The sequence below is a fragment of the Anaerovorax odorimutans genome (assembly GCF_024459955.1).
GTDB lineage: Bacteria > Bacillota > Clostridia > Peptostreptococcales > Anaerovoracaceae > Hominibacterium > Hominibacterium odorimutans_A.
In genome coordinates this window covers 50,751-71,199 of record NZ_JANFXK010000012.1, presented here as the reverse complement: position 1 = coordinate 71,199, position 20,449 = coordinate 50,751, and the positions used below count along the sequence as shown (strand labels likewise).

General features: G+C 47.1%; 17 protein-coding genes. 4 read left to right on the top strand and 13 right to left on the bottom strand.

The window, feature by feature from the left end; genetic code table 11:
* Nucleotides 1-133 precede the first annotated feature (133 nt).
* The 4 genes from NE619_RS11395 to NE619_RS11380 form a co-directional block, all read right to left on the bottom strand.
* Nucleotides 134-664 (bottom strand): DUF308 domain-containing protein, encoded by a 531-nt coding sequence (locus NE619_RS11395; RefSeq protein WP_256132544.1) that lies wholly within the window; start codon nucleotides 662-664, stop codon nucleotides 134-136.
* Nucleotides 665-1,213: 549 nt separating this feature from the next.
* Nucleotides 1,214-2,923 carry an APC family permease gene (locus tag NE619_RS11390; RefSeq protein WP_256132543.1) on the bottom strand — a complete coding sequence of 570 codons (1,710 nt, stop codon included), beginning with the start codon at nucleotides 2,921-2,923 and terminating at the stop codon, nucleotides 1,214-1,216.
* A gap of 180 nt (nucleotides 2,924-3,103) precedes the next feature.
* Nucleotides 3,104-4,906 carry an ABC-F family ATP-binding cassette domain-containing protein gene (locus NE619_RS11385; protein ID WP_256132542.1) on the bottom strand — a complete coding sequence of 601 codons (1,803 nt, stop codon included), beginning with the start codon at nucleotides 4,904-4,906 and terminating at the stop codon, nucleotides 3,104-3,106.
* Nucleotides 4,907-4,914: 8 nt separating this feature from the next.
* Nucleotides 4,915-6,558: an AMP-binding protein gene (locus NE619_RS11380; protein ID WP_256132541.1), complete on the bottom strand. Its 1,644-nt coding sequence runs from the start codon at nucleotides 6,556-6,558 to the stop codon at nucleotides 4,915-4,917.
* A gap of 107 nt (nucleotides 6,559-6,665) precedes the next feature.
* On the opposite strand from NE619_RS11380, the gene NE619_RS11375 reads away from it, so the two are divergent.
* Nucleotides 6,666-7,613 carry a S66 peptidase family protein gene (locus tag NE619_RS11375; protein ID WP_256132540.1) on the top strand — a complete coding sequence of 316 codons (948 nt, stop codon included), beginning with the start codon at nucleotides 6,666-6,668 and terminating at the stop codon, nucleotides 7,611-7,613.
* Nucleotides 7,614-7,681: 68 nt separating this feature from the next.
* On the opposite strand, the gene NE619_RS11370 is transcribed toward NE619_RS11375, so the two are convergent.
* Nucleotides 7,682-9,391, bottom strand: a complete 1,710-nt coding sequence (locus tag NE619_RS11370; protein WP_256132539.1) for an AMP-dependent synthetase/ligase — start codon at nucleotides 9,389-9,391, stop codon at nucleotides 7,682-7,684.
* Nucleotides 9,392-9,625: 234 nt separating this feature from the next.
* Between NE619_RS11370 and brnQ the strand changes: the two genes are divergently transcribed.
* Nucleotides 9,626-10,906, top strand: coding sequence for a branched-chain amino acid transport system II carrier protein (gene brnQ / locus NE619_RS11365; RefSeq protein ID WP_256132538.1), 1,281 nt, complete (start codon nucleotides 9,626-9,628; stop codon nucleotides 10,904-10,906).
* A 77-nt stretch (nucleotides 10,907-10,983) separates the two neighbouring features.
* Here brnQ and NE619_RS11360 read toward each other — a convergent pair whose 3' ends face one another.
* Nucleotides 10,984-11,145 carry a hypothetical protein gene (locus tag NE619_RS11360; protein WP_256132537.1) on the bottom strand — a complete coding sequence of 54 codons (162 nt, stop codon included), beginning with the start codon at nucleotides 11,143-11,145 and terminating at the stop codon, nucleotides 10,984-10,986.
* 621 nt (nucleotides 11,146-11,766) lie between these two features.
* Here NE619_RS11360 and deoD point away from each other — a divergent pair.
* Nucleotides 11,767-12,471, top strand: coding sequence for a purine-nucleoside phosphorylase (gene deoD, locus NE619_RS11355; RefSeq protein ID WP_256132536.1), 705 nt, complete (start codon nucleotides 11,767-11,769; stop codon nucleotides 12,469-12,471).
* Between the two features lie 71 nt (nucleotides 12,472-12,542).
* Nucleotides 12,543-12,911 (top strand): metal-dependent transcriptional regulator, encoded by a 369-nt coding sequence (locus tag NE619_RS11350; protein WP_256132535.1) that lies wholly within the window; start codon nucleotides 12,543-12,545, stop codon nucleotides 12,909-12,911.
* Nucleotides 12,912-13,007: 96 nt separating this feature from the next.
* Here the strand turns inward: NE619_RS11350 and NE619_RS11345 are convergent, their stop codons facing one another.
* From NE619_RS11345 to NE619_RS11315, 7 genes are all read right to left on the bottom strand, one after another.
* Nucleotides 13,008-13,754, bottom strand: a complete 747-nt coding sequence (locus NE619_RS11345) for a DUF4367 domain-containing protein (protein WP_256132534.1) — start codon at nucleotides 13,752-13,754, stop codon at nucleotides 13,008-13,010.
* Nucleotides 13,751-14,311: an RNA polymerase sigma factor gene (locus NE619_RS11340; protein ID WP_256132533.1), complete on the bottom strand. Its 561-nt coding sequence runs from the start codon at nucleotides 14,309-14,311 to the stop codon at nucleotides 13,751-13,753. The genes NE619_RS11345 and NE619_RS11340 overlap by 4 nt, the downstream gene beginning before the upstream one ends.
* Nucleotides 14,312-14,586: 275 nt before the next feature.
* Nucleotides 14,587-15,765: a D-alanyl-lipoteichoic acid biosynthesis protein DltD gene (gene dltD / locus NE619_RS11335; RefSeq protein WP_256132532.1), complete on the bottom strand. Its 1,179-nt coding sequence runs from the start codon at nucleotides 15,763-15,765 to the stop codon at nucleotides 14,587-14,589.
* Between the two features lie 4 nt (nucleotides 15,766-15,769).
* A complete protein-coding gene (gene dltC, locus NE619_RS11330; protein WP_256132531.1) occupies nucleotides 15,770-16,000 on the bottom strand; it encodes a D-alanine--poly(phosphoribitol) ligase subunit DltC in 231 nt (76 codons plus the stop codon).
* Nucleotides 16,001-16,018: 18 nt separating this feature from the next.
* Entirely contained in the window at nucleotides 16,019-17,176 is a 1,158-nt protein-coding gene (gene dltB / locus NE619_RS11325) for a D-alanyl-lipoteichoic acid biosynthesis protein DltB (RefSeq protein WP_256132530.1), read from the bottom strand.
* Complete coding sequence (gene dltA / locus NE619_RS11320; RefSeq protein ID WP_256132529.1) at nucleotides 17,176-18,696, bottom strand: D-alanine--poly(phosphoribitol) ligase subunit DltA; 1,521 nt, start codon at nucleotides 18,694-18,696, stop codon at nucleotides 17,176-17,178. Before dltA ends, dltB begins: the two co-directional genes overlap by 1 nt.
* 230 nt (nucleotides 18,697-18,926) lie before the next feature.
* Nucleotides 18,927-20,384 (bottom strand): polysaccharide deacetylase family protein, encoded by a 1,458-nt coding sequence (locus NE619_RS11315; protein WP_256132528.1) that lies wholly within the window; start codon nucleotides 20,382-20,384, stop codon nucleotides 18,927-18,929.
* Nucleotides 20,385-20,449 lie beyond the last annotated feature (65 nt).

Sequence of the window (20,449 nt, the reverse complement as noted above, 5' to 3'; positions counted from 1 at the left end):
ATATCGCTTTGTACATCATATTAATTTTATGGACAAAATAGACCAAAGGAATGGACAAAATATAGCGGAGCCCCCGAAGCCTTCTCTGAAATGCGAAAAGAGACCGCATAGCAGTCTCCTTTCCAATGTTTTCTTATTTATAATCGAAAAAGTATCCGGTTGACAATACGACCATGATCCCCGCGGCCAGCAGATAAATGCCGGTCAGAACAACGATGAAGGACATCATCGCAAAAGAACAGTAGATCATCAGTATGCCGAAAAGAATATGCACCAAACCGAAAAGCACTGTATTCCCGCATTTAAAGCCCCTCCGCTTTCTTTCTCTTGCCACTGCGAAGCGATCGAAAGCAGAAGCAAAGGCAAAGATTCCGATTACGACACCCAGCATCATGATCGAGATATTGGTATTCACCAATATGAAGATTCCCAGAGCCAGCAGCACGATTCCCACTGAAACTCCCATAGGTTTGTTATTAACCTCGCTTTTGCTTGTAAGGGCCTGGATCGTTTTAAAGGCGCCGATGACAATGATGCAGATGCCTACGATCATAGCCAGTACCTCTACGATATCCCTGCGAAAAACGATAAATACAACACCCAGCAAAATCAAAAGGATTCCCAGAAAGATTCCCAGCGATTTGATCTTTTTTATTCCATCCATAACATTCTCCTTTTTGCGTTATGGCTTCATTATATTACGGACTGCGGGCATTCGCAATAAAAAGCGGTGTTACGGGTTCCTTTATTTAACAAACAAAAAACCGGTAAGCGCGCTTACCGGAAAAAATATTTATATATTTGTTTTAACAGATATACTATTTAAGAAGTCCTTTTTGAATGATGCATTCATCCATCAGCTCCGCACAGTTGATAAAACCTTCTTTTAAAGCGTTAACCTTCTTAACAATAGCGTTCTTGGTAGCAGTACTCATAATATCCCTCTTTTCTGTTTTGCTACACGATTTTCTTTACAATTTTAGTATAGCGCTTAGTTTGTTTACTGTCAAATATCTTTCAGTATCAATTTGCTTCATTAAAATATTAATTTGTTTTACATATGTATTTGTTTGCTCAAAACAAGCATTTCTCCATCTGTCAATTAGCTTTTCCTTTCCCTGTAACGCACGGACACCGAGGATCGCAAGCGTTCCTCGGTGCCCGTAAAGCATTCTTTCAATTTTTTATTCCCAGGACTATTTTGCTGCTGAGATCAGGATTCAGCCTTAAAATCTTTCTTCAGACTGACGCCCAGGCCTTCCGTAGGAATCGGCTGCTGCTTAATCGGCAACGTCGGGTCTTTCTTCCTTCCCACGAAGAAAATCACCAATCCTACTACTAGCAGGACAATTCCCCCGATTCTGCACCAATGGATCATTCCCCAGAAATCGCTGAAGAATCCGCTGCCGTATTCCTCGAGATAATATTCTTCGCCCCAGCTGCCTTCGTACCATTTCAGGAGTACAGAACCCAGGAGAGCGACAAAACCGGCCAGAGCCACATATGCTCCGATATAAACCGTATCTCCCTGCGCAAGCTTTGTCTTCGGGTTGAGAGGATGGCCGATCGGGTCTTCCTTGGCCATTCCGCCATAGACCCATTTGCAGATCAGATAGCCTACCAGGCTGATGGCCAGCATCAGGAACCCGGAAATGAAATAATCGGTTCCGTTAACATACAGCGCGATGGCCGCAATGATGAACGGGCAGATGGTCATGGCATACAGACCCACTTTGCCAAATGGTATGGAGTAAAGCCCCAGCTTTTTTCTTTCCTCGATCGGGTAAACTTTTCTCAGTCTGTGGACTGCAACCGCAAGACACATATACAGATACAGCATCGGCGGCGTTGTTGCCATTGCCAGTGTTACAAAGTCGAATTTACAGAGGAAAATCGTAAATACGGCCATAATGATGATGCTTACTGCCGGTACGCCTCTGTTTTTAGAAACTCTGCAGAGGAATCTCGGGAACAGATGGTCGTCCGCCATAACAAAGAAACCTCTGGAACCGGATGCTATGTAAGCGTTAAAGATGGAACAGTTGGATAAAATAGCGATTACCAGGAATCCCATTCCGGCCGCCGGTCCTACGAATTGAATTAGGACGTCCATGTAGCCGACCGCATTTGCGCCTTCCGTATTCCACAGCTCCCAGTTGCCTACAGAAGCAAGGCCGGCCATGGTTGGAAGCAGATAGCTCAGGGCGATGATCGGCATAGCGATAATCAGCCCCTTGGGAATGGTTTGTGGATTTTCCAGTTCACCGGCCACATTGGACATACATTCATATCCGCTGTACATCCAGATGGCGATACAGATGCTTCCGCCCAGACTTCCCACAACGCCTTCATCCACGTTGTAGAACGGTTCGATCGGGTTCGTGTTCCAGTTGGCGAATCCGACGATCATAACGGCACCAAATCCAACGATAACCAGCAGTGAGAAAATCGTACTCAGGCTGGATACCTCTTTGATACCCATTAAGTTAACGGCGGAAAAAATAACGATCATTAAAACTTTTAAAATCGTAGCTGTCATGTCTGTCATATGCCAGAACTTTTCAACATACCCGACTACCAGGACAACATACATGGCCTGCTGAAGCCAGGTACTGATGGTCCCCCAGAAGCCGACCTGCCAGCCCCACATTTCTCCCATCGCATCCCTGGTCCATACGTAAGCTCCGCCCTCTGACGGGAGTACGGCGCCCAGTTCTGCCACCATTTCACTGATTGGAAGAGCCCAAAAAATAGGAAATAATACCAGCATTAATAAAGTGAGTCCCGGCCCGCTGATGGGAATCATTTCTTCGATACCAAAAGCACCGGCCGCAACCAGGCAATAAATCATGAAGACTACTCCCCAAACGCCGACATGCCGTCGTTTCAGAGCGCCAACACCTTCCAAATGTTTGTCCTTCATGGTGTCCTCCTTTCTGCCTTTCTAAAAATAAAAATCGGGTCAGGCGGGTCGCTGCCTGATCCGTACTAAGGTCATTTTTTATTTTATCACTTTTTTCAGAATTTTCAAGCTATTTTCCAATTTCTTTTCAGGCTCTCCACCGCCGATACGCTTCTGATCCGTTACAGCGATATTTCGGCTTTACTGGTTTCTGATCTTCTCCTCCAGCTCACTGAGATATTCCCAGCGTTCCATTTTTTCCAGAAGCTGTTCTTCCAGCTGCTGGTGCTCCGCTGTCAGTCGGGAAAGCTCACCGGAGTTGGTGGCATTCCTGGCCATCTCTTCTTCGGTCTGACGCATTTTTTCTTCCAGCCCCGAAATATCATCCTCAATGGTTTCGTATTCCCGCTGTTCTTTATAGGAAAATTTCAGTTTTTTCTTTTTCTCCGGCTGAGGTTTTGTCCTGGGCCTGTCCGCCCTGGGCTCGCTCTTCTGCTGCTGCGGTTTTTCCCGCAGCATATAGTCCGTATATCCGCCCGGATAATGGGCAATATGTCCCTCCCCTTCAAAAACAAAGGTCCTCACTGCCAGACGGTCCAGAAAGTACCGGTCATGGGAGACGATGAGAACCGCTCCCGGAAAACTATCGAGATAGTCTTCCAAAATCGTAAGGGTCTCGATATCCAGATCATTGGTCGGTTCGTCGAAAATCAGCACATTGGGGGCCTGCATGAGAATGCTCAGCAGATAGAGCCGCCGCTTTTCGCCGCCGGACAATGCTCCCACTTTAACGCTGTGCATATGAGGAGGAAAGAGAAAACGTTCCAGCATCTGAGAGGCGGAAAAAACGCCTTCTTCCGTGCGGACGCTGCCTGCGATCTCTCCGATGTATTGGATGATACGCTTATCTTCATCCAACGCTTCATTTTCCTGGGAAAAATAGCCGATCTTCACCGTATCGCCCTTTTCCGCACGGCCTTCATCCGGCGTCACCTGTCCCATAATCATTTTCAGCAAAGTCGATTTTCCGCAGCCATTGGGACCGATAATTCCGATACGGTCGTTGCGCAGCACGGTATAGGAAAACCCGCGGACCAGTGCCTTGTCCCCGTAACTCTTGGAAAGCTCCTCAAGCTCTATGATCTTTTTCCCCAGCCGGCTGCTGACCGTACTCAGCTCCAGCGAGGAATCATCCGTTACCAGCCTGGCGGCCTCCAGCTCTTCAAACCTCTGGATACGTCCCTTGGCTTTGGTGCTCCTGGCCTGTGCTCCTCTGCGAATCCAGGCCAGCTCTTTTTTATAGATTGCCGCCCTCTTCCGCTCTGAGGCCATAGCCATTTCCTGGCGTGCGGCCTTTGTTTCCAGATAGCGGTCGTAATTTCCGTCATAGCTGTAAAGTACGCCCTGGTCGATCTCCGCGATACGGTTGGTCACTCGATCCAGGAAATATCGGTCATGGGTAATCATAAAGATCGCACCCTTATATTTTTTTAAAAACCCTTCCATCCATTCGATGATATCGTTGTCCATATGGTTGGTCGGTTCATCCAGAATCAAAAGATTGCTTTCCTGTGCCAGTACGGCCGCCATGGCAACTCGTTTTCGCTGACCGCCGGACAGCGTATCCATCCTCAGATCAGTGTCCTGCATACCCAGCTTTCCCAGCATCGCCTTGATCTGATACTCTTCCGTCTTCGTCCGCCCCTGTCCGTTTTTTTCCTCGGCCCTGCGCACGTAAAGAACCGCCTGCTCCAGAATCGTCAGTCCTCCGTCATAATCGGGATTCTGCGGCAGATAGCCGATCTTCAGCTCTCTGGATCGTATCATGCTCCCGCCTTCCGGTTCCAAAACGCCGGAAACGATCTTCAAAAGCGTAGACTTTCCTGTGCCGTTTACGCCGACAAAACCAATTTTGTCCGTATCCTGAATGGTTAGGTTAATATCCGTAAGCAGGGGTTTTTCCGTATAGCTTTTTTTAATATGTTCACATGTAAGTAAAACCATGATTTCCTCTAAAGTTTATTATGCTGTATTTTTCCGCTGATGGTTTTCGGCAGCTCTTCCCAGAATTCGATGATCCTCGGATATTTGTAGCTGGCCATTTTCTTTCTGGCATAGCGCTGAATTTCTTTTTTCAGATCATCCGTGCCTTCCACACCGTCAATCAGCACGATGCAGGCTTTGATGACCTGTCCGCGGATCTTCGCGTGTACGGAAGTAACACCGCATTCCAGCACATAAGGCAGCTCCATCAGGACGCTTTCGATTTCAAAAGGTCCGATTCGATAGCCTGCGGACTTAATCACATCGTCGTCGCGCCCCACATACCAGAAATATCCGTCCTCATCTCTCCAGGCCGTGTCGCCTGTGTGATAAATCCCATCGTGCCAGGCCTGACGGGTCATTTCTTCGCTTCTGTAATAGCCGTCGAACAGTCCGACGGGCGCTCCGTTCTTGGTGCGGACCACGATCTCGCCTGTTTCTCCCGTCTTTGCGGGTTTTCCGTCCTCTCCCAAAAGATCAATATCGTACATCGGGGTCGGTTTTCCCATGGAACCGGCTTTTGGCTCAGTTCCTTTGAGCGTTCCGATGGCCAGAGTCATTTCCGTCTGCCCAAAGCCCTCGTGCAGCGACAGGCCGGTCACGCTTTTAAACTGGTTGAATACCTCCGCGTTAAGAGCTTCTCCGGCTGTGGTGGCGTGTTTTAAGGCGCTGAAATCGTATTTGGAAAAATCCTTTTTAATCATCATACGGTAAACGGTCGGAGGCGCGCAGAAAGTCGTAATCTTGTATCTGCCGATCATGTCCATGATTTCTCCGGCATCAAAGCTGTCCATGTCGTAGGTAAACACCGGGGCTTCACAAAGCCACTGGCCGTATAGCTTGCCCCAGAGGGCCTTGCCCCATCCCGTGTCGGAAATGGTAAAGTGAATTCCGTCCGGATCCACCTGATGCCAATACTTGGCGGTTATGAAATGTCCCAGGGGATATTTAAAAGTATGCGTGGCGATTTTCGGATAGCCGGTAGTGCCGGAAGTAAAGAACATGATGGAGGGATCGTCTCCCCCTGCGTACTCCTCCGGAACAAAAGGATCGTCGAACTGCTGGATTCCCCTGTCAAAGGAATCCCATCCGTCTCTCTTGCCTCTGACAATGATCTTGATTATGTCGCTGGAAGTATTTTCCAAAGCCAGCTCTACCTGGTAAGCCACATTGTCGTCTGCCGTGCAGACGATTGCTTTGACCCCTGCCGCTTCAAAGCGGTATTCAAAGTCGTGCTGCTTCATCAGATTGGTGGCCGGAATCGCTACGGCGCCCAGTTTGTGAAGTCCAAGGATCGCGAACCAGAACTGATAATGACGCTTGAGCACCAGCATGACCCGGTCCCCTTTTCTTATGCCCAGAGACTGGAAATATGCCGCCGCTTTGGAGGAATACTTGCTCATATCCTCAAAGGTAAGCTCACGTTTTCTCTTGTTTTTAGCAATATGCAGCATAGCCAGCTTGTCCGGCTGCTGCTGGGCCAGCTTATCCACAATATCAAAAGCAAAGTTGAATTTATCGTAATTTTTGAATTCGATAGACTGGAGCGCACCGTCTCCGTCTTCTGTCACATCAATATATTCTTCGTAAATAAATTTTCTGTCTTGTTCCATTCTATCACCTCATTTCAGTATATCTTGACTATTATACTACTCCCTTCTTCTATTTTCCACCACAAAAAAATATAATTAGAAATATTAAGAAAAAGGAGTATGAAACCATGCTGACCAGACCACATCCGTTAAAAAAAGGCGATCGGGTAGCCGTCACCGCCCCGTCCTCGCCGGCTTCTGAGGAGGCTGTCAGGCGAGCGGAGACCTCAATCCGTTTTCTGGGCCTGAAACCAGTAATCATGAACAGCTGCACCCTTTGCCGCGGTTATCTGTCCGGCCCCGATCAGGTGCGGGCCGATGATATTAACCGGGCTTTCTCCGATCCCTCCATCAGAGGAATTTTCTGCATCAGAGGCGGCTATGGCTCTGCCAGGCTGCTGCCCCTCCTGGATTTTTCGCTTATAAGAAAAAATCCCAAAATATTCGTAGGATTCAGCGATGTCACGGCCCTTCATCTGGCCTTTAATCAGATCTGCGGCCTTATTACATTCCACGGCCCCATGCCCGGAGCCGGCTACGACAGTCTGGATCCTTTTTCTATGGAAAACCTGAAAAAGCACTTGTTTTCGGGCAGCACCCGGGAGCTTGCAGTCAATCCTCCGGGACAGGATCTGCAGAGCTTATACCCCGGAAAAGCCAGCGGCATGATTGTCGGTGGCAACCTCTCTGTGATATTGGGAACGCTGGGGTCTCCCTACGAAGTGGATACCAGGGGGCGAATTCTTTTTATTGAAGATGTGGGCGAACGTCCTTACCGGCTGGACCGGGCCCTTACGGCTCTTTCTCTGGCAGGAAAATTCCGCGACTGCGCCGGGGTCCTGCTGGGCACTTTCACCCAATGCGAAGAGCCTCCGGTAAACGGGGGTTTTGATCGCGCCCGTACTGCCGAAAGCTCTTTAAGTCTTTCCGATATATTCAATGAAACTATATTGCCCTGGCGCAAGCCTGTCATCTCCAATTTCCGGGCAGGCCATATCGATCCTCAGATCACCGTACCCCTGGGAGCCCAAACTGTACTCGATGCCAGCGGCCTGAAAATCCTTTTTCAGATCTGAGCCTGCTGACAGATGCCTTGGCGGCCGGGGAATCTCCCGGCCCCGGAAGCAACCTCCGCCGATGTATGCTACAGGTTATCCTGTCTTTTGATTTTATGGGTCGTGGTTTTTATAAATTCCGTATCCCGAATCACGACGTGGCGGATTCGTTTATAATTGGGCAGTTTTTGATTCATCTCTGAAATGATGCCTTTAATCAGCTTATAGACATCCTCATCGTCCATTCCGCCGGGGAACGCTTCTTTGATCGCATCATAGTCCGGCCGCACCTGTACGGCTACCGTGGTTCCATCCCCGGTCTCAACGCCATCCAGACCGTAAACCATGCACTCCTGTACGTAACGGATCTCACCCACAAGCTGCTCCAGTTCTTCCGGGTAGATGTTCTTCCCTGTTTTGGTTACAATAACGTTTTTCTTCCTGCCGGTGATATACAGCCAGCCTTCCGGGTCCATGAAACCCAGATCTCCGGTATGAAACCATCCGTCTTCCATGACCTCGGCCGTTTCTTCAGGCATGCCGTAATATCCCAGCATAACATTGGGGCCCCGATAAACGATTTCGCCGATTCCTTCCTCATTGGCATCGATGATTTTCACCTCGCCCTGCGGGATCACTTTTCCCACGGAGCCGGTCTTTTTATATTTGCGCTCTCCGTCCGGCGTTCCCGCAATGATTGGGGCTGTTTCCGTCAGGCCGTAGCCCTGCGCCACTTCCAGGCCTAGATCGTGAAAACCTCTGAGGACCTTGGGATCGATTCCCGCGGCTCCGGTTATAATCATTCGCAGCCGGCCACCGAAATTGTCGTAGATATCCCGAAACAGTTTCTGTCTCTTGTCCACGCCCAGCTTCTGCAGCGAACGGTTGAGTTTGATCGCAGCCTTCAGCGCTTTGACACGTTTGGTTTTTTCCGCCTGTTTCCACAGCTTGGCGTAGATGGATTCGAAAATCAGCGGAACTCCCACCAATATGCTGGCGCGGGCTTCTATCATGTTTTTCGTCACATGCTTGAGCCCTTCAAAAAAGGCAATCGATCCGCCCTGATAAAGAACGGTCATGATGTCCACCGTAGATTCAAAAGTATGGTGGATCGGCAGAATGGAAAGCGTCCTGTCGTCGGGGCGAATCTGCACAATTCTGCTGACATTCATAATGTTGGATACAATATTATGGTGAGAAAGCATTACTGCTTTCGGCACTCCGGTGGTTCCTGAGGTAAAGAGCATGATGCGTGCTTCCTTGGGATTCACCTCTGCGTCCAGGTAGCGCCTGTCTCCCCTCGACAAAAGCTTTCTTCCTTCGAAGAGCAGGCTGGCCATGTCCATTTCGTCAAAGGGCACGTCTTCATTTCGGTACAGCTCAAATTTCAGCTTCACCGGAATATCCAGATCTTTTACATATTTTTCGTAAGATGAAGAAAAAAAGATAGCTTTGCAGCCGGCTACGCTGACCAGATTGGCGATCTCCTTTTGGCTCAGTTCTTTATCCAGCGGCACAGCGGTCCCCACGCCATTGACCACAGCAAAATAAGACAGTATCCATTCATAGGAATTTTCCCCGATAATCGCGATTCTCTCTCCGGAGAGGCCCAGGTCCACCAGCCGGCTGCCCAGGGCGTTCATATCTTTTTCCAGCTTTCTATGTGTGACCTCATGATACTTTCCGCCTTTCTGCGTCTTTATGAGAAAAGCCGGTGCTTCCTTATATAAATCTGCTCCCGTGCGAATCATGTCTTTCAAACTTTCGATCTCCCGCACCTGATACAATTCTTCTGTCATAATTTTTGTCTCCTCTCGTCTGCCTTTTTGAAAAACCCGGCACATAAGTCTAGTTTCGCCGAGTTCATACAAATATATCATTTTTCTTTTGGGAAAGCAAATAAATAGCGGCAGATTTTATGACATCGGCATTGATTTTCCCCGCCTTATATGTTACCGTAATTTAGTTAAAGACATGCAACAATGCACATACTAAGATTTTATATATCGTTTTCGGAAAGGATCTTCAATATTATGAAAAAACGGTTCAGCGACCAGCTGGTCGTAGGGTTTGCTCTTTTTTCCATGTTTTTCGGCGCGGGAAACATTATTTTTCCGCCTTATCTAGGCATGGGCGCGGGAAGCGATTGGTTTCTCGGCTTTATCTGCTATTATCTGGCGGATATCGGGCTGTCCGTGCTGGCTATATTTGCTCTCATCAAGAGCGGCGGTGAGGTGGAGGACGTTACCGGGCACATCGGCAAGATACCGGGAACCCTGATGTTTGCCGCCATGATTCTCTGCATCGGGCCTCTGATTGCCATTCCTCGTACCGGTGCCACAACCTATGAAATGTTTGTGACTCCTGTTTTTGGGGATATCGGTTCAAAACTGCCCATCGCGATCTTTTTCGCCGTCATCCTGCTGCTGACAATCCGGGAGTCTTCGGTAATTGATATCATCGGCAAGTTTCTCACCCCGGCTCTGTTCATCGGCCTCATCCTGCTGATTATTAAGGGGATTATCACGCCGATCGGTCCCATTGCCAGTGAGCCCCAGCTGGATAATGTGGTTGTCGAAGGGGTAAATTCCGGTTATCAGACCATGGACGTGCTGGCAGCTCTGGCCTTTGGGATTATCATTGTCAAAACGGTCATGGAAAAAGGCTATACCGATACCCAAATCAAATATAAGGTCGTCTGCAATTCCAGTCTGATCGCTGCCGCAGGGCTTCTTGTGATCTATTGCGGCCTGACCTTTCTGGGCGCCACCGCATCCACGCTTTACGGTCCGGATGTCAACCGTTCTCAGCTGATTGTAGATATCATCCACAGCCTGATGGGGCAGTTCGGCGTCGTTGTTCTGGGAATCGTCGTAACTCTGGCCTGCATCACTACGGCTGCCGCTTTAGTCAGCGCCAGCGCCGATTATTTTTCTCAGCTTTCAAATGGCAGACTGGGATACAAGGCTCTTACTGTGGTGATTTGCCTGTTCAGCGCTTTTGTCGCAAACTTCGGAATCGACCAGATCGTCGCCATCGCCCAGCCTGTTTTGAACTTGATTTATCCGGGAGCGCTCACCCTGATTGTGCTGTCCTTTTTCGCCAAACGGTTTTCCAACGATTACGTCATACGCGGCGCGGTGATCGGAGCCACACTGGGCAGTCTCTGCGAAATACTCTACGGATGGGGCGTGCCGCTGAGATTTGTCACCCACCTGCCCTTGTCGGACTTCGGTTTTGGTTGGATTTCCTTCGCCGCAATCTTCGCAGTAGGCACGGCACTGATTTTTGCAAGACGCAAAACCACAGTGTAAAAGCGTATAATGGAAAAGAGACACGGGGAACATAATCGTTTTGCCCTTGTCTCTTTTTTAATTTGCTGCTTTACTGTTCACAGTTCTTTGATTTCTTTAATGTCCAGACCAGTAATCTCTGCAATTTCCTTTAATGGTATCTTTTTCGCTTTCAATTTGACCGCTATCTTTTTCCGTTCTTCTTGGCGGGCTTCCTGCTGTTCCAACACCCTTTCTTCATATTCGTTCATATATTTCACCCCAATCTCTTCACTGGATCGGATTTTTTCGATTTTTCTTTGCATCCTCAGGATTTTACTGCTGACAGAATTTTCAGCAACTTCCTGCGATGTATCCTGTAAAATCTCCAGATCCTCCACTGTTTCTGCAAATAAAAATCAATCCAATAAATTCAAATTTTTAGTTTCTTTTTCTCAATTTCCTACCTCCGTTCAGTATACAATTCGGATCAGAGAATTGCAAGGGGGGTGTTATTGGGCTCCAACCCCAAAATATCAATAGGTAAAAAGGCAAATTGCTATTTTTATCAACACGCAGCGAAAAACTAAGTTGTTGTTGACCTTTTTTCAAGGATACAGAGCATGCGAGTATAAAATCTCGATCAATATGCAGATTTGAACAGGAGCAGAGACCGCAAACCTTGGAAATACCTCAACAATAAAGTCGAAATGCCCTCGTTGTTGAGCAAATATGCATATCGCAAAAAAAGGCCTCGATGGGGCTCGCTGGTTAGAGCAGTTTGTTCAATGAACGCAAGAGAATTGTTGCCAGAGTCAGGACAACGCCGAGAAAAGCTTGAAAGAACTCGCCTGTTTGATGTATGATAGAGATTATTAAGATATATGGAAAGGATAAATATTATGAGTACACATATTAACGCTGCCAACAAAGGCGATATTGCAGAAACGATTCTGCTTCCCGGTGATCCTCTGCGGGCAAAATTCATTGCGGAAAATTTTCTCGATAGCCCCAAGCTTTACAATGAGATTCGCGGAATGCTGGGATATACCGGCACCTACAAAGGCGTTCCTGTATCTGTTCAGGGAACGGGCATGGGCATGCCGTCCATGGGCATTTATTCCTGGGAGCTGATTACAGAGTACCATGTTCAGAATTTAATTCGCATCGGAACGGCCGGTTCCTTCCACGAGGATGTGAAAATTAAAGATCTGGTTATCGGAGTGGGAGCGTCTACGGATTCCAATTATATTCACGCATTCAACGTGCCCGGCAACTACGCCCCATGCGCCAGCTATGAGCTCTTGTCCAAGGCCCGTGACGCATCGGAGGCCCTGAACATTCCTTTTAAAGCCGGAAATATTGTTTCCTGTGATGTGTTCTATGAGTTCGGCGACTGGTGGAAGAAATGGGCGGAAATGGGAATTCTGGCTGTAGAAATGGAGGCCGCGGCCCTCTATATGAATGCCGCCTACAATCGTGTCAACGCTTTAGCCATGATGACCATCAGCGACCACTTTGTCACAGGGGAACGTTCTACCACCGAAGAACGGGAAAAATCCTTTACTGATATGATGCAGCTGGCTTTGGAAATGGCCGTAGAATAATCAGTTTTAATTATGCCGCCCTTGTGGTATACTTGTCTTATGAATTCGTACAGTCTAAGGAGGATAATCCATTGAAAATACAGGAATCAGCAGAGAATTATCTGGAAGCCATACTGATGATAAAAAAAGAAAAAGGACAAGTACGTTCCATTGATGTTGTCAATGAGCTGGGCTTTTCAAAACCCAGTGTCAGTGTCGCTATGAAACAATTAGAGGAAAACGGATATATTGAACGGGATTCCGCCGGATATATCTCACTGCTCCCTCCGGGGAAAAAGATCGCCGACTCCATCTATGAGCGGCACAATACGCTGATTAAGATCCTCACCCATCTGGGGGTCAGTGAGAGCACCGCCCGTACGGACGCCTGCAAGATCGAACACCACATCAGCGATGAAACCTTCGATGTATTGAAAAAGCACTGTAAAGAAATCTTATAAATTTGTCCGGATTGCTGCGAGGATGCCGTTTATAAAAGCATACTATCTTCACTTCAAGTTGTCGGCGAAGATTCTCCCTGAAAAACTCCCTGAAATTCAGGGAGTTTTTTTCAAATTTTTCGCCACTTTGAGGATTTCCTCACGTGAGAGTTTCCCATCAATCTGCGTCATACTGTCCTCCGTGTATACAGTAGCATAGAGGATTCCTTTTTCATCGCCCTCTTGAAGATAGATTGCGCGGTCTTTCAGCTTGATTAGTTCCCCATCTCCAGAACAGCTAACCTGTCCACCCACTGGGGAATACATTTCCGTGATGCCTAACGATTCTGCATCCTTATCGTTTGTAAATTTATACTTTGCGATAAAATCTCCCAGGCTATAAGATTCCATCGACAGCGAAACCAGCTTGTACCCACTTGGAATATATTCCGGAACGTATAAAACACCATCCGCAAAATTTATGGCCGCATCAATATCGTCCATGCTGCTTATTTGGAGTTCATCCAGCACTACGTTTTCTGTTAATTCATCTTGTTTATCTGTGCCAAGGCCCTGGATCGACTTGTAGAGCCTGTGCAGCAGTCCTTTGTCTCCATATGCCTCATCATTTGATGTTATTGCGGAAATCATACTACCCACCAGAAAAACAAGAACGACGGCCGCGGCAATGGCCGCGTAACGCTTTGCGCGGTTTGGCTTTTTCCTCATATCCTGATCGCTTTTCATGAAATCCCGGTTCAAAGGGGGAAGCTCGCCAATTTCTTCTTTATAGTCCTCCTCTGCGGCTTTCTGTACAAACTCAACACGTTCCTCATGTGTATAGGTTGGCTTTTCTTTTTTCATTTGTCACCCTCCCCTACTATCTGGCGATATTCTTTATCCAGCATCTTCACCGCTCTGCCATAGTAAACCCTTGCCGTGCCCTCTTCCATCTGCATAATGATCGCAATTTGTGAAAATTTCAGATCCTGAATCAGCCTGAGGTCTAATAAAATTCTATACTTTTCCCGCACTCGTTTGAATGCCTCCATCATTATTTTTCTGTCCTCCCTGGCGATGATTGTTTCCAGCACATCGGCTTCTATCTGTTCGGGATTTTCAGAGATTTCAAATTCCTGCAGATCATAGCTTTCCTCATGGAACAAATTCCGTTTCTGCGCATTCTGCGCACGAAAGTATTTGCGTATTTCATTCATGGCAATTTGCATCAGCCATGCGCGTGCGGATTCTATATTCTTCAGCTGCTCAATCCGGTTCCAGGCCAGTTCCATCGTATCCTGCGTAATATCCATTGCCAGTTCTCTGTCCCGATCCAACCGTGCGTATATAAAAGTAAAAACTCGTTGATATTCGGGTTCTATCTTAGTGTCAAATAAGCGTCTTTTCTTTTTAGGATTCATATTTCCACCTATGATATAATTCTAAAATAACGATTAATCCATTATACCATAGCTTTTACATTTCCTTATTACTTAAGATGCCATTTATGGCAAAAACGCAACAAAAAACAGCAAAAGACCGCTTTTCACAAGCGGTCTTTCATATTGCAGCCAATATTTAAAATTGTGCGTAAATAAATTTAGGCGCGGTTGACAGGTTAGCCATCATGAAATAGCCGTAAATGACCATCATCAATACATAAAAGAGCAACACATATTTACCATAGGCCCACACCTTACTGTTTTTCATTTTTTGTCGCAAATTTGTAAATACTTTCATTTACGTCAAGCCATCCTTTCCATCCTAAATGGACCTTGTCGATAAAATAATACGGGGTATATTCTTCTTTACTGAAGTCCGCCACCTGTACGCCGAATTCACCCGCCAGATCCCGGATCTTCTGATAATAGATCTGCCGCTCTTCTTTTGGAAAGCCCAGATGGTCATACCAGTAGCCGTTTACCGGCTGCAGGACCAGCATAGGCTCGATGCCCGTTTCCTGACAGACCCGGAGGAAACACCGCAAATCATTGTATTCCCGTGACTTGGCGTAGGAGGAATGGATTGCTGAATCCTTCTTTTTTTTCAATTCGGGAAGAAACTCCCTCTTATAGATCCGGTTATCCACGTAAAAGGGATTGTCCTCTACTGCTTCCCTTCCCTCAGCTTCGGCCTTTACTGCGTATTTCTGCCAGTCAGGTTCCTCTGTACTGTATGTTTTGGATGGATCGTAGTCTTTAACACCCTTAACCTTTGCTGCGGCATATATGCTGAGTTTGCTTTTTTCCGCAAGAAACTTCCTGTAAAAGTGTACGTACTGCCTGTCCGACAGAGAGGCAGTGCCCGTCATAAAAATTCGTTCGTATTTTTCAACCCGATCCTTTGTCGGCGGGTCTCCTCGCAGCAGCTTTTTACTGCGCTTTATAATGTACTCCTTGGTCTCTTTGGAGATATGCTTGTTCTGCAGCATAGCGATAAAATTATCTTCGGAAAAACGCGAAGCATACGCAGGAGCCAGCACACCTTTCTTTTTAAACCACTGGGGGGATAAGATCAGCACTACCTTTTTGTTTTTGATGCCGTCTTCAATAGCGGCCAGTTCCACGGAATGGAACAGAGACTGATAGTACCCCGCTCCCACCATCATCATATGCATGGAATTGTTCTTAAACAAATTGACCGGATGCGTGGACATAGATGTCCCATGGCGAAACTCCGATGACCCCAGTACAACGATGGTATTGTCATCAATGTTCGTCTTAATCTCATCTCCGGCAAAAAATTTATGCTGATTGATCCAGGCTCCAAAGGAGTGGGGATCAAATTTAATATTTTTATCAACAAAAAAGTGGATCCCGCAGGCTGTTCCCAAGAATAAGACCAGTGCAATAAAAAATGCGGTTACCTTTTTCACAGGACTAGCTCCTTGCTTTAATCAGCGCAATGATCTTATTAGGCGTTTCCACATCGCTTCTTTCTACTTCTGAGGGTGAAATCACGATTCCGAAGTTTTCTTCAATCCCCACTAAAAGCTCCGTAAAGGCCAGAGAATCCATAAGATCTTCCTCAAAGAGATTGATATCCAGATCTTCTCTAACTACATCGTCCTCGCAAATTTCTTCCAACAGATCCAACACTTTTTCTTCCATTTCAACACACCTCAATTTCTAAATTAGTTCCCCTGAAAACAGGAGAAAGCCAAACATTACCATATTTAACGTGACAAACCAGGATATTGTTTTGTACCAGGTTTTCTTTTTGTTCTTTTTATAAAATCCGGACTTTTTCTGGTAGATCTCCGTCAATGCCAAAAGTACGCCGTGATACAGTCCGTATAATATATAGTTTACGGCAAGCCCATGCCAGGCCCCCATAACAAACATGTTGATTATAAAACCGACAGAAGCGCCGGTCAGCCTTGATGCGAACCATTTCCCCTTTATGGCCAGCATCATGAATCGGGAAAAAATAAAGTCCCGGAACCAGAAAGAGAGCGTCATGTGCCATCTGTTCCAAAAATCCTTCATATCAATACTGATAAAAGGCTTGTTGAAGTTTTCCGGTACTTTGATTCCCAGTATATAGCTGGCGCCTATGGCCATCGCGCTGTAGCCCGCGAAGTCGAAGAACATATAGATTCCGTAGCAATAGCTGTAGCCCGCGAATTCCAGAAAGCTCTGCGGATCCTCGAAAAATGCCACACCCTTATGGACCAATGTCGCCAGAATAAATTTATAAATAACCCCTATTAAGATCTTTAGCAGCCCGTCTCCCAGAAGCTCCAGATACGCATCTCTGGTATAACGGGTCTCCCCATCCTTTATGTAGCGTCTGCTGCGGTCGATGGGGCCGCTGCTGAACGTCGTGAAAAGCAGCAGAAAGTCGGTAAAGTCCAGCCATCTGACTTCCTTGATGATCCCGTCGTAGATTTCGATAATCATTTGGGCCACCCGGAAGGTCAGATAGGATATTCCCAGGAACTGAAACAGTCCGAGCGCAAATCCGCCCGACACCTCTGAAATCTTACAGAGGATGAGGGGCAGAATACTGATAAAAAGGAATATCCGATAGATCGCCGCGCTTCTGTGATCCGCCTGGGCCAGTCTCAGTTTCAGATAGGCCTTTACCAGGACAAACTCCAGAACATAGAAGGCGATCAGATACAAAAGCTGCTCTTTATTAGGCCACATCACAAGTCCGATCATCAGCACCGATGCCGCCGTCCTGTAACCGCGGAGGGACTTACCCCTAAGTCCCAGAACCGCGGCAGGTATAAAAAGCAAAATCATCAATAGAAAAAACTGTATACTTCCAAAGAAGCTCATTATGCAAGTCCTCCCAGCTGTTTGCGGTCCACCTTGCCGTTATTGTTCATCGGCAGGTTTTCCATGTGAACGATTTTCTTTGGAATCATATAGGCCGGCAGGAATGCCCTGAGCCGTTCTTTCATTTCCTTTGAAAATTTAAAACCGCTCTCCGGCTTTGTGCAGCCTGTCACAAAAGCCGTCAGGCTTTTTACTTTACCCTCTTTTATATTGGGCACCACTACCGCATGAGAAATCTCTTCCAGACGGACAATGTTCTTTTCAATATCTTCGATCTCGATCCGGTATCCGTTGAGCTTGATCTGCAGATCAATCCGTCCCTGATAGTGGAGATTGCCTTCATCATCCAGATAGCCTTTGTCCCCGGTCCGATAAGCGCGATGATTCCTTCCGTCTTTCATACAGTCGAAAAAGGCCTTTCTCGTCAGATCTTCTCTGCCGAAATATCCGGCGCTGACCGTATCTCCCACAATGATGATCTCTCCCGATTCTCCGGCAGGCGCCAGACTTCCGTCCTCCTGGTGGATCTCGAAAAAGGTTCCCGGCTTGGGCACTCCCACCGGCAGCGGCTGAACAGTCTCCGCCAGTTCTTTTGTCACCTGTATCTCCGTAACGGCCACCGTGGACTCGGTGGGGCCGTAGGTATTCATGATAACAGCATCCGGAAAACGTTCCATCAGCTTTAACGCCGTTGTATTGGTCAGCGTCTCTCCGCAGAAGAGGAATGTCTCCAGCTTTGGCATCAGCTCCGCCGAAAAGCTCTTATCCGCCATACACATATCGGCAAAGGAAGGCGTGGACACCCATACGGCGGCTCCCGATTCCTGAAGAGCGGGAATCAGCCGCTTGAAATCCAGCTGTACTTCCTTGTCCAGCAGGTAGAGCGTTCCTCTGCTGGCCAGGCACGTATAAACGTCCATTACCGAAAGATCAAAGGAGAACGGCGCCTGATTGAGAAAGACTTTTCCCAACTTGTCCTCAGGACGGGTTCCCAGCCCTACCGACCATTCCAGGTAATGGTTGAGATTGTCGGCTGTGATCTGTACTCCCTTTGGTGTTCCGGTACTGCCGGAGGTGAAAATAATATAGAAAACATCATCGCCGCTCACATAATGACTTTCGTCAATCGGCTCCTTTGTTTTCTCAATGATTTCTTTTGTCTCCTCTAAAGAAATCGCTCCTTTCACGTCGGCGGTCATTTCCTCCAGCGCGAAGATCACCGATGGCCGGGCCGCGCTGATGGTATCCTCCACTCTCGTATCGGGAATAGAAATATCCAGCGGACAATATGCTCTGCCCGATTTTACGGACGCAAGAAAACAGAGGATCATATAAATCCCCTTGTGGCCATATACAACTACAGGGGCTTTGTTGCCTCCGCAGCGTTCTTCAATATAGTTGGCAAGGCGGCCGGAAAGGTCATCCAGCTGCGCATAAGTGAAAAAGCTGTCTCCTGATCGGATAGCTATGTCCTGCCCATGATTCCGGGCATAGGAATGTAAACGATTTAAAATATTCATCTTGCTTCACTTCCCTTCAACTTATCTACATTCACACAATTATCAGAGCACACTACTTCTCTGTTTATCCAAGTGTACTACTATTTGTAATACACTGTCAAGTTTTATTCGTTTAATTCTTTCTTAAGACTTTCTTACATCGTTTTATTCCGCCAGAAAAACTGAAAAAGCCGCATCTGAGCTCATCTGCGGCATTTTCCTATCATCCGATTTTACTGTATTCGCAGGCCCTATTTATTCGTGTAAAAATATCCGTATCCGTACAACTTTCCGTTTTTCGGAGTTTCATTATATTTATATTGCAAAAGCTCACTGACGGTTACCAGCTGATAGCCGCTGTCCAAAAGCCATGGAACCAGCTTTTCCGTCGCTTCGGCGGTAGATTTATAGATGGAGTGCATGAGAATCACCCTTCCATCCAGATTCTTGACGCCTTTTACAACTTTTATAACACTTTTGGCTTTCCGGCTTTTCCAGTCCAGCGTGTCCACGGACCAGAGTACAACAGGCGCGTTGGCATATTTCTCCACAGCCTTGCTGCTGTTCCCATATGGCGGTCTGAAAACTGAGGACGGCTGTCCGCAAGCCTTTTTCAGCGCATTGTTGGTCTTATCTATCTGACTTTTCACCTTCTTATCGGAAAGCTTTTTCAGGTTCGGATGGGACCAGCTGTGACTGCCGATCTCCATGCCCAGCTCAGCTTCCCGCTTAACCACTTCCGGATATATGGACACGTTCTGTCCCAGTTCAAAGAAGGTGGCAACGACTCCGTATTTCTCAAGGCAATCCAGAATACGATTGCTGGTGGCCGGTAGCGGGCCGTCATCGTAGGTAAGCGCTACCATCGGCTTGGAAGGATCGATGGCGCGGGTAGCAATCTGATCTCTGATCGTGCCTTTTAGATCCTTATAGCTGATTTGCGCAGATACGGTACCTTCATCAGCGTTCAGCACGGTTCCTGCGTCAAAGTAAAACTTTACGCCTTTTTTTGTAAGAACGAATTTGTTAAAGTTCTCTTCCGAGTCAGCCAGTGCTTTTTCATAACCCTTGACCAGTTTGTCTGAATATTTGTCCTTAAAATATTTCGTCATATACTGCGAACAAAAAGTTCGGTATCCCGGATTGAAAATCTGGATCGCAGTCAGCGGCCGGCCGTTTTCGGAGGAAAAGTTATAAGTATAAACATCGGAGGACACGGTTTCCATCTTCCGTTCTTTTTCCGCTCTCTGCTCCTGGGAAAATACAACCCCCACGGAACCCATATCGGATTTGTAGGTGTCATAATCCATAAGCATGGCGATCTTGTCTTTATCTGTAGCCTTTTTATGGGCATCGGCAAACTTCGTGCGCATTTCTTTCACAATGCCGTCAATATACGTATCGGTCACTTCCTGACCAACAACCGGGTATTCCATCGCAGTGGAAAGGGGTGCGCCGTATTCTACAAGTTCCTTTGAGGAGCCTACGTCTTTCGTCTCGTCTATCTCCTTGAAAAAGGATGACGCATACGCTTTGAAGCTCTTTTCATCTTTATAGCTGTCCCCCGAAAAGAGGGCCGCTACGATAACAACTGCCGCAATCACACACACAACGATCAAAAGAACAGCAAGGATCTTATGAAGCCTCTTTTTTTTCTGCTGCTGCTGCATTCTATTGATTCTTCTTAATTCTGAATTTGTTTCTACCATGTTTTCCCCCTCGTAAATATTCTTTTATTGAATCGCCCACATTATAACATAAACTTATGTTCTTT

Bases quoted from the DNA above. Each gene is read 5' to 3' on its own strand.
- NE619_RS11395 (WP_256132544.1), bottom strand. From the start codon at position 664: ATGGATGGAATAAAAAAGATCAAATCGCTGGGAATCTTTCTGGGAATC.
- NE619_RS11390 (WP_256132543.1), bottom strand. From the start codon at position 2,923: ATGAAGGACAAACATTTGGAAGGTGTTGGCGCTCTGAAACGACGGCAT.
- NE619_RS11385 (WP_256132542.1), bottom strand. From the start codon at position 4,906: ATGGTTTTACTTACATGTGAACATATTAAAAAAAGCTATACGGAAAAA.
- NE619_RS11380 (WP_256132541.1), bottom strand. From the start codon at position 6,558: ATGGAACAAGACAGAAAATTTATTTACGAAGAATATATTGATGTGACA.
- NE619_RS11375 (WP_256132540.1), top strand. From the start codon at position 6,666: ATGCTGACCAGACCACATCCGTTAAAAAAAGGCGATCGGGTAGCCGTC.
- NE619_RS11370 (WP_256132539.1), bottom strand. From the start codon at position 9,391: ATGACAGAAGAATTGTATCAGGTGCGGGAGATCGAAAGTTTGAAAGAC.
- brnQ (WP_256132538.1), top strand. From the start codon at position 9,626: ATGAAAAAACGGTTCAGCGACCAGCTGGTCGTAGGGTTTGCTCTTTTT.
- deoD (WP_256132536.1), top strand. From the start codon at position 11,767: ATGAGTACACATATTAACGCTGCCAACAAAGGCGATATTGCAGAAACG.
- NE619_RS11345 (WP_256132534.1), bottom strand. From the start codon at position 13,754: ATGAAAAAAGAAAAGCCAACCTATACACATGAGGAACGTGTTGAGTTT.
- NE619_RS11340 (WP_256132533.1), bottom strand. From the start codon at position 14,311: ATGAATCCTAAAAAGAAAAGACGCTTATTTGACACTAAGATAGAACCC.
- dltC (WP_256132531.1), bottom strand. From the start codon at position 16,000: ATGGAAGAAAAAGTGTTGGATCTGTTGGAAGAAATTTGCGAGGACGAT.
- dltB (WP_256132530.1), bottom strand. From the start codon at position 17,176: ATGAGCTTCTTTGGAAGTATACAGTTTTTTCTATTGATGATTTTGCTT.
- dltA (WP_256132529.1), bottom strand. From the start codon at position 18,696: ATGAATATTTTAAATCGTTTACATTCCTATGCCCGGAATCATGGGCAG.
- NE619_RS11315 (WP_256132528.1), bottom strand. From the start codon at position 20,384: ATGGTAGAAACAAATTCAGAATTAAGAAGAATCAATAGAATGCAGCAG.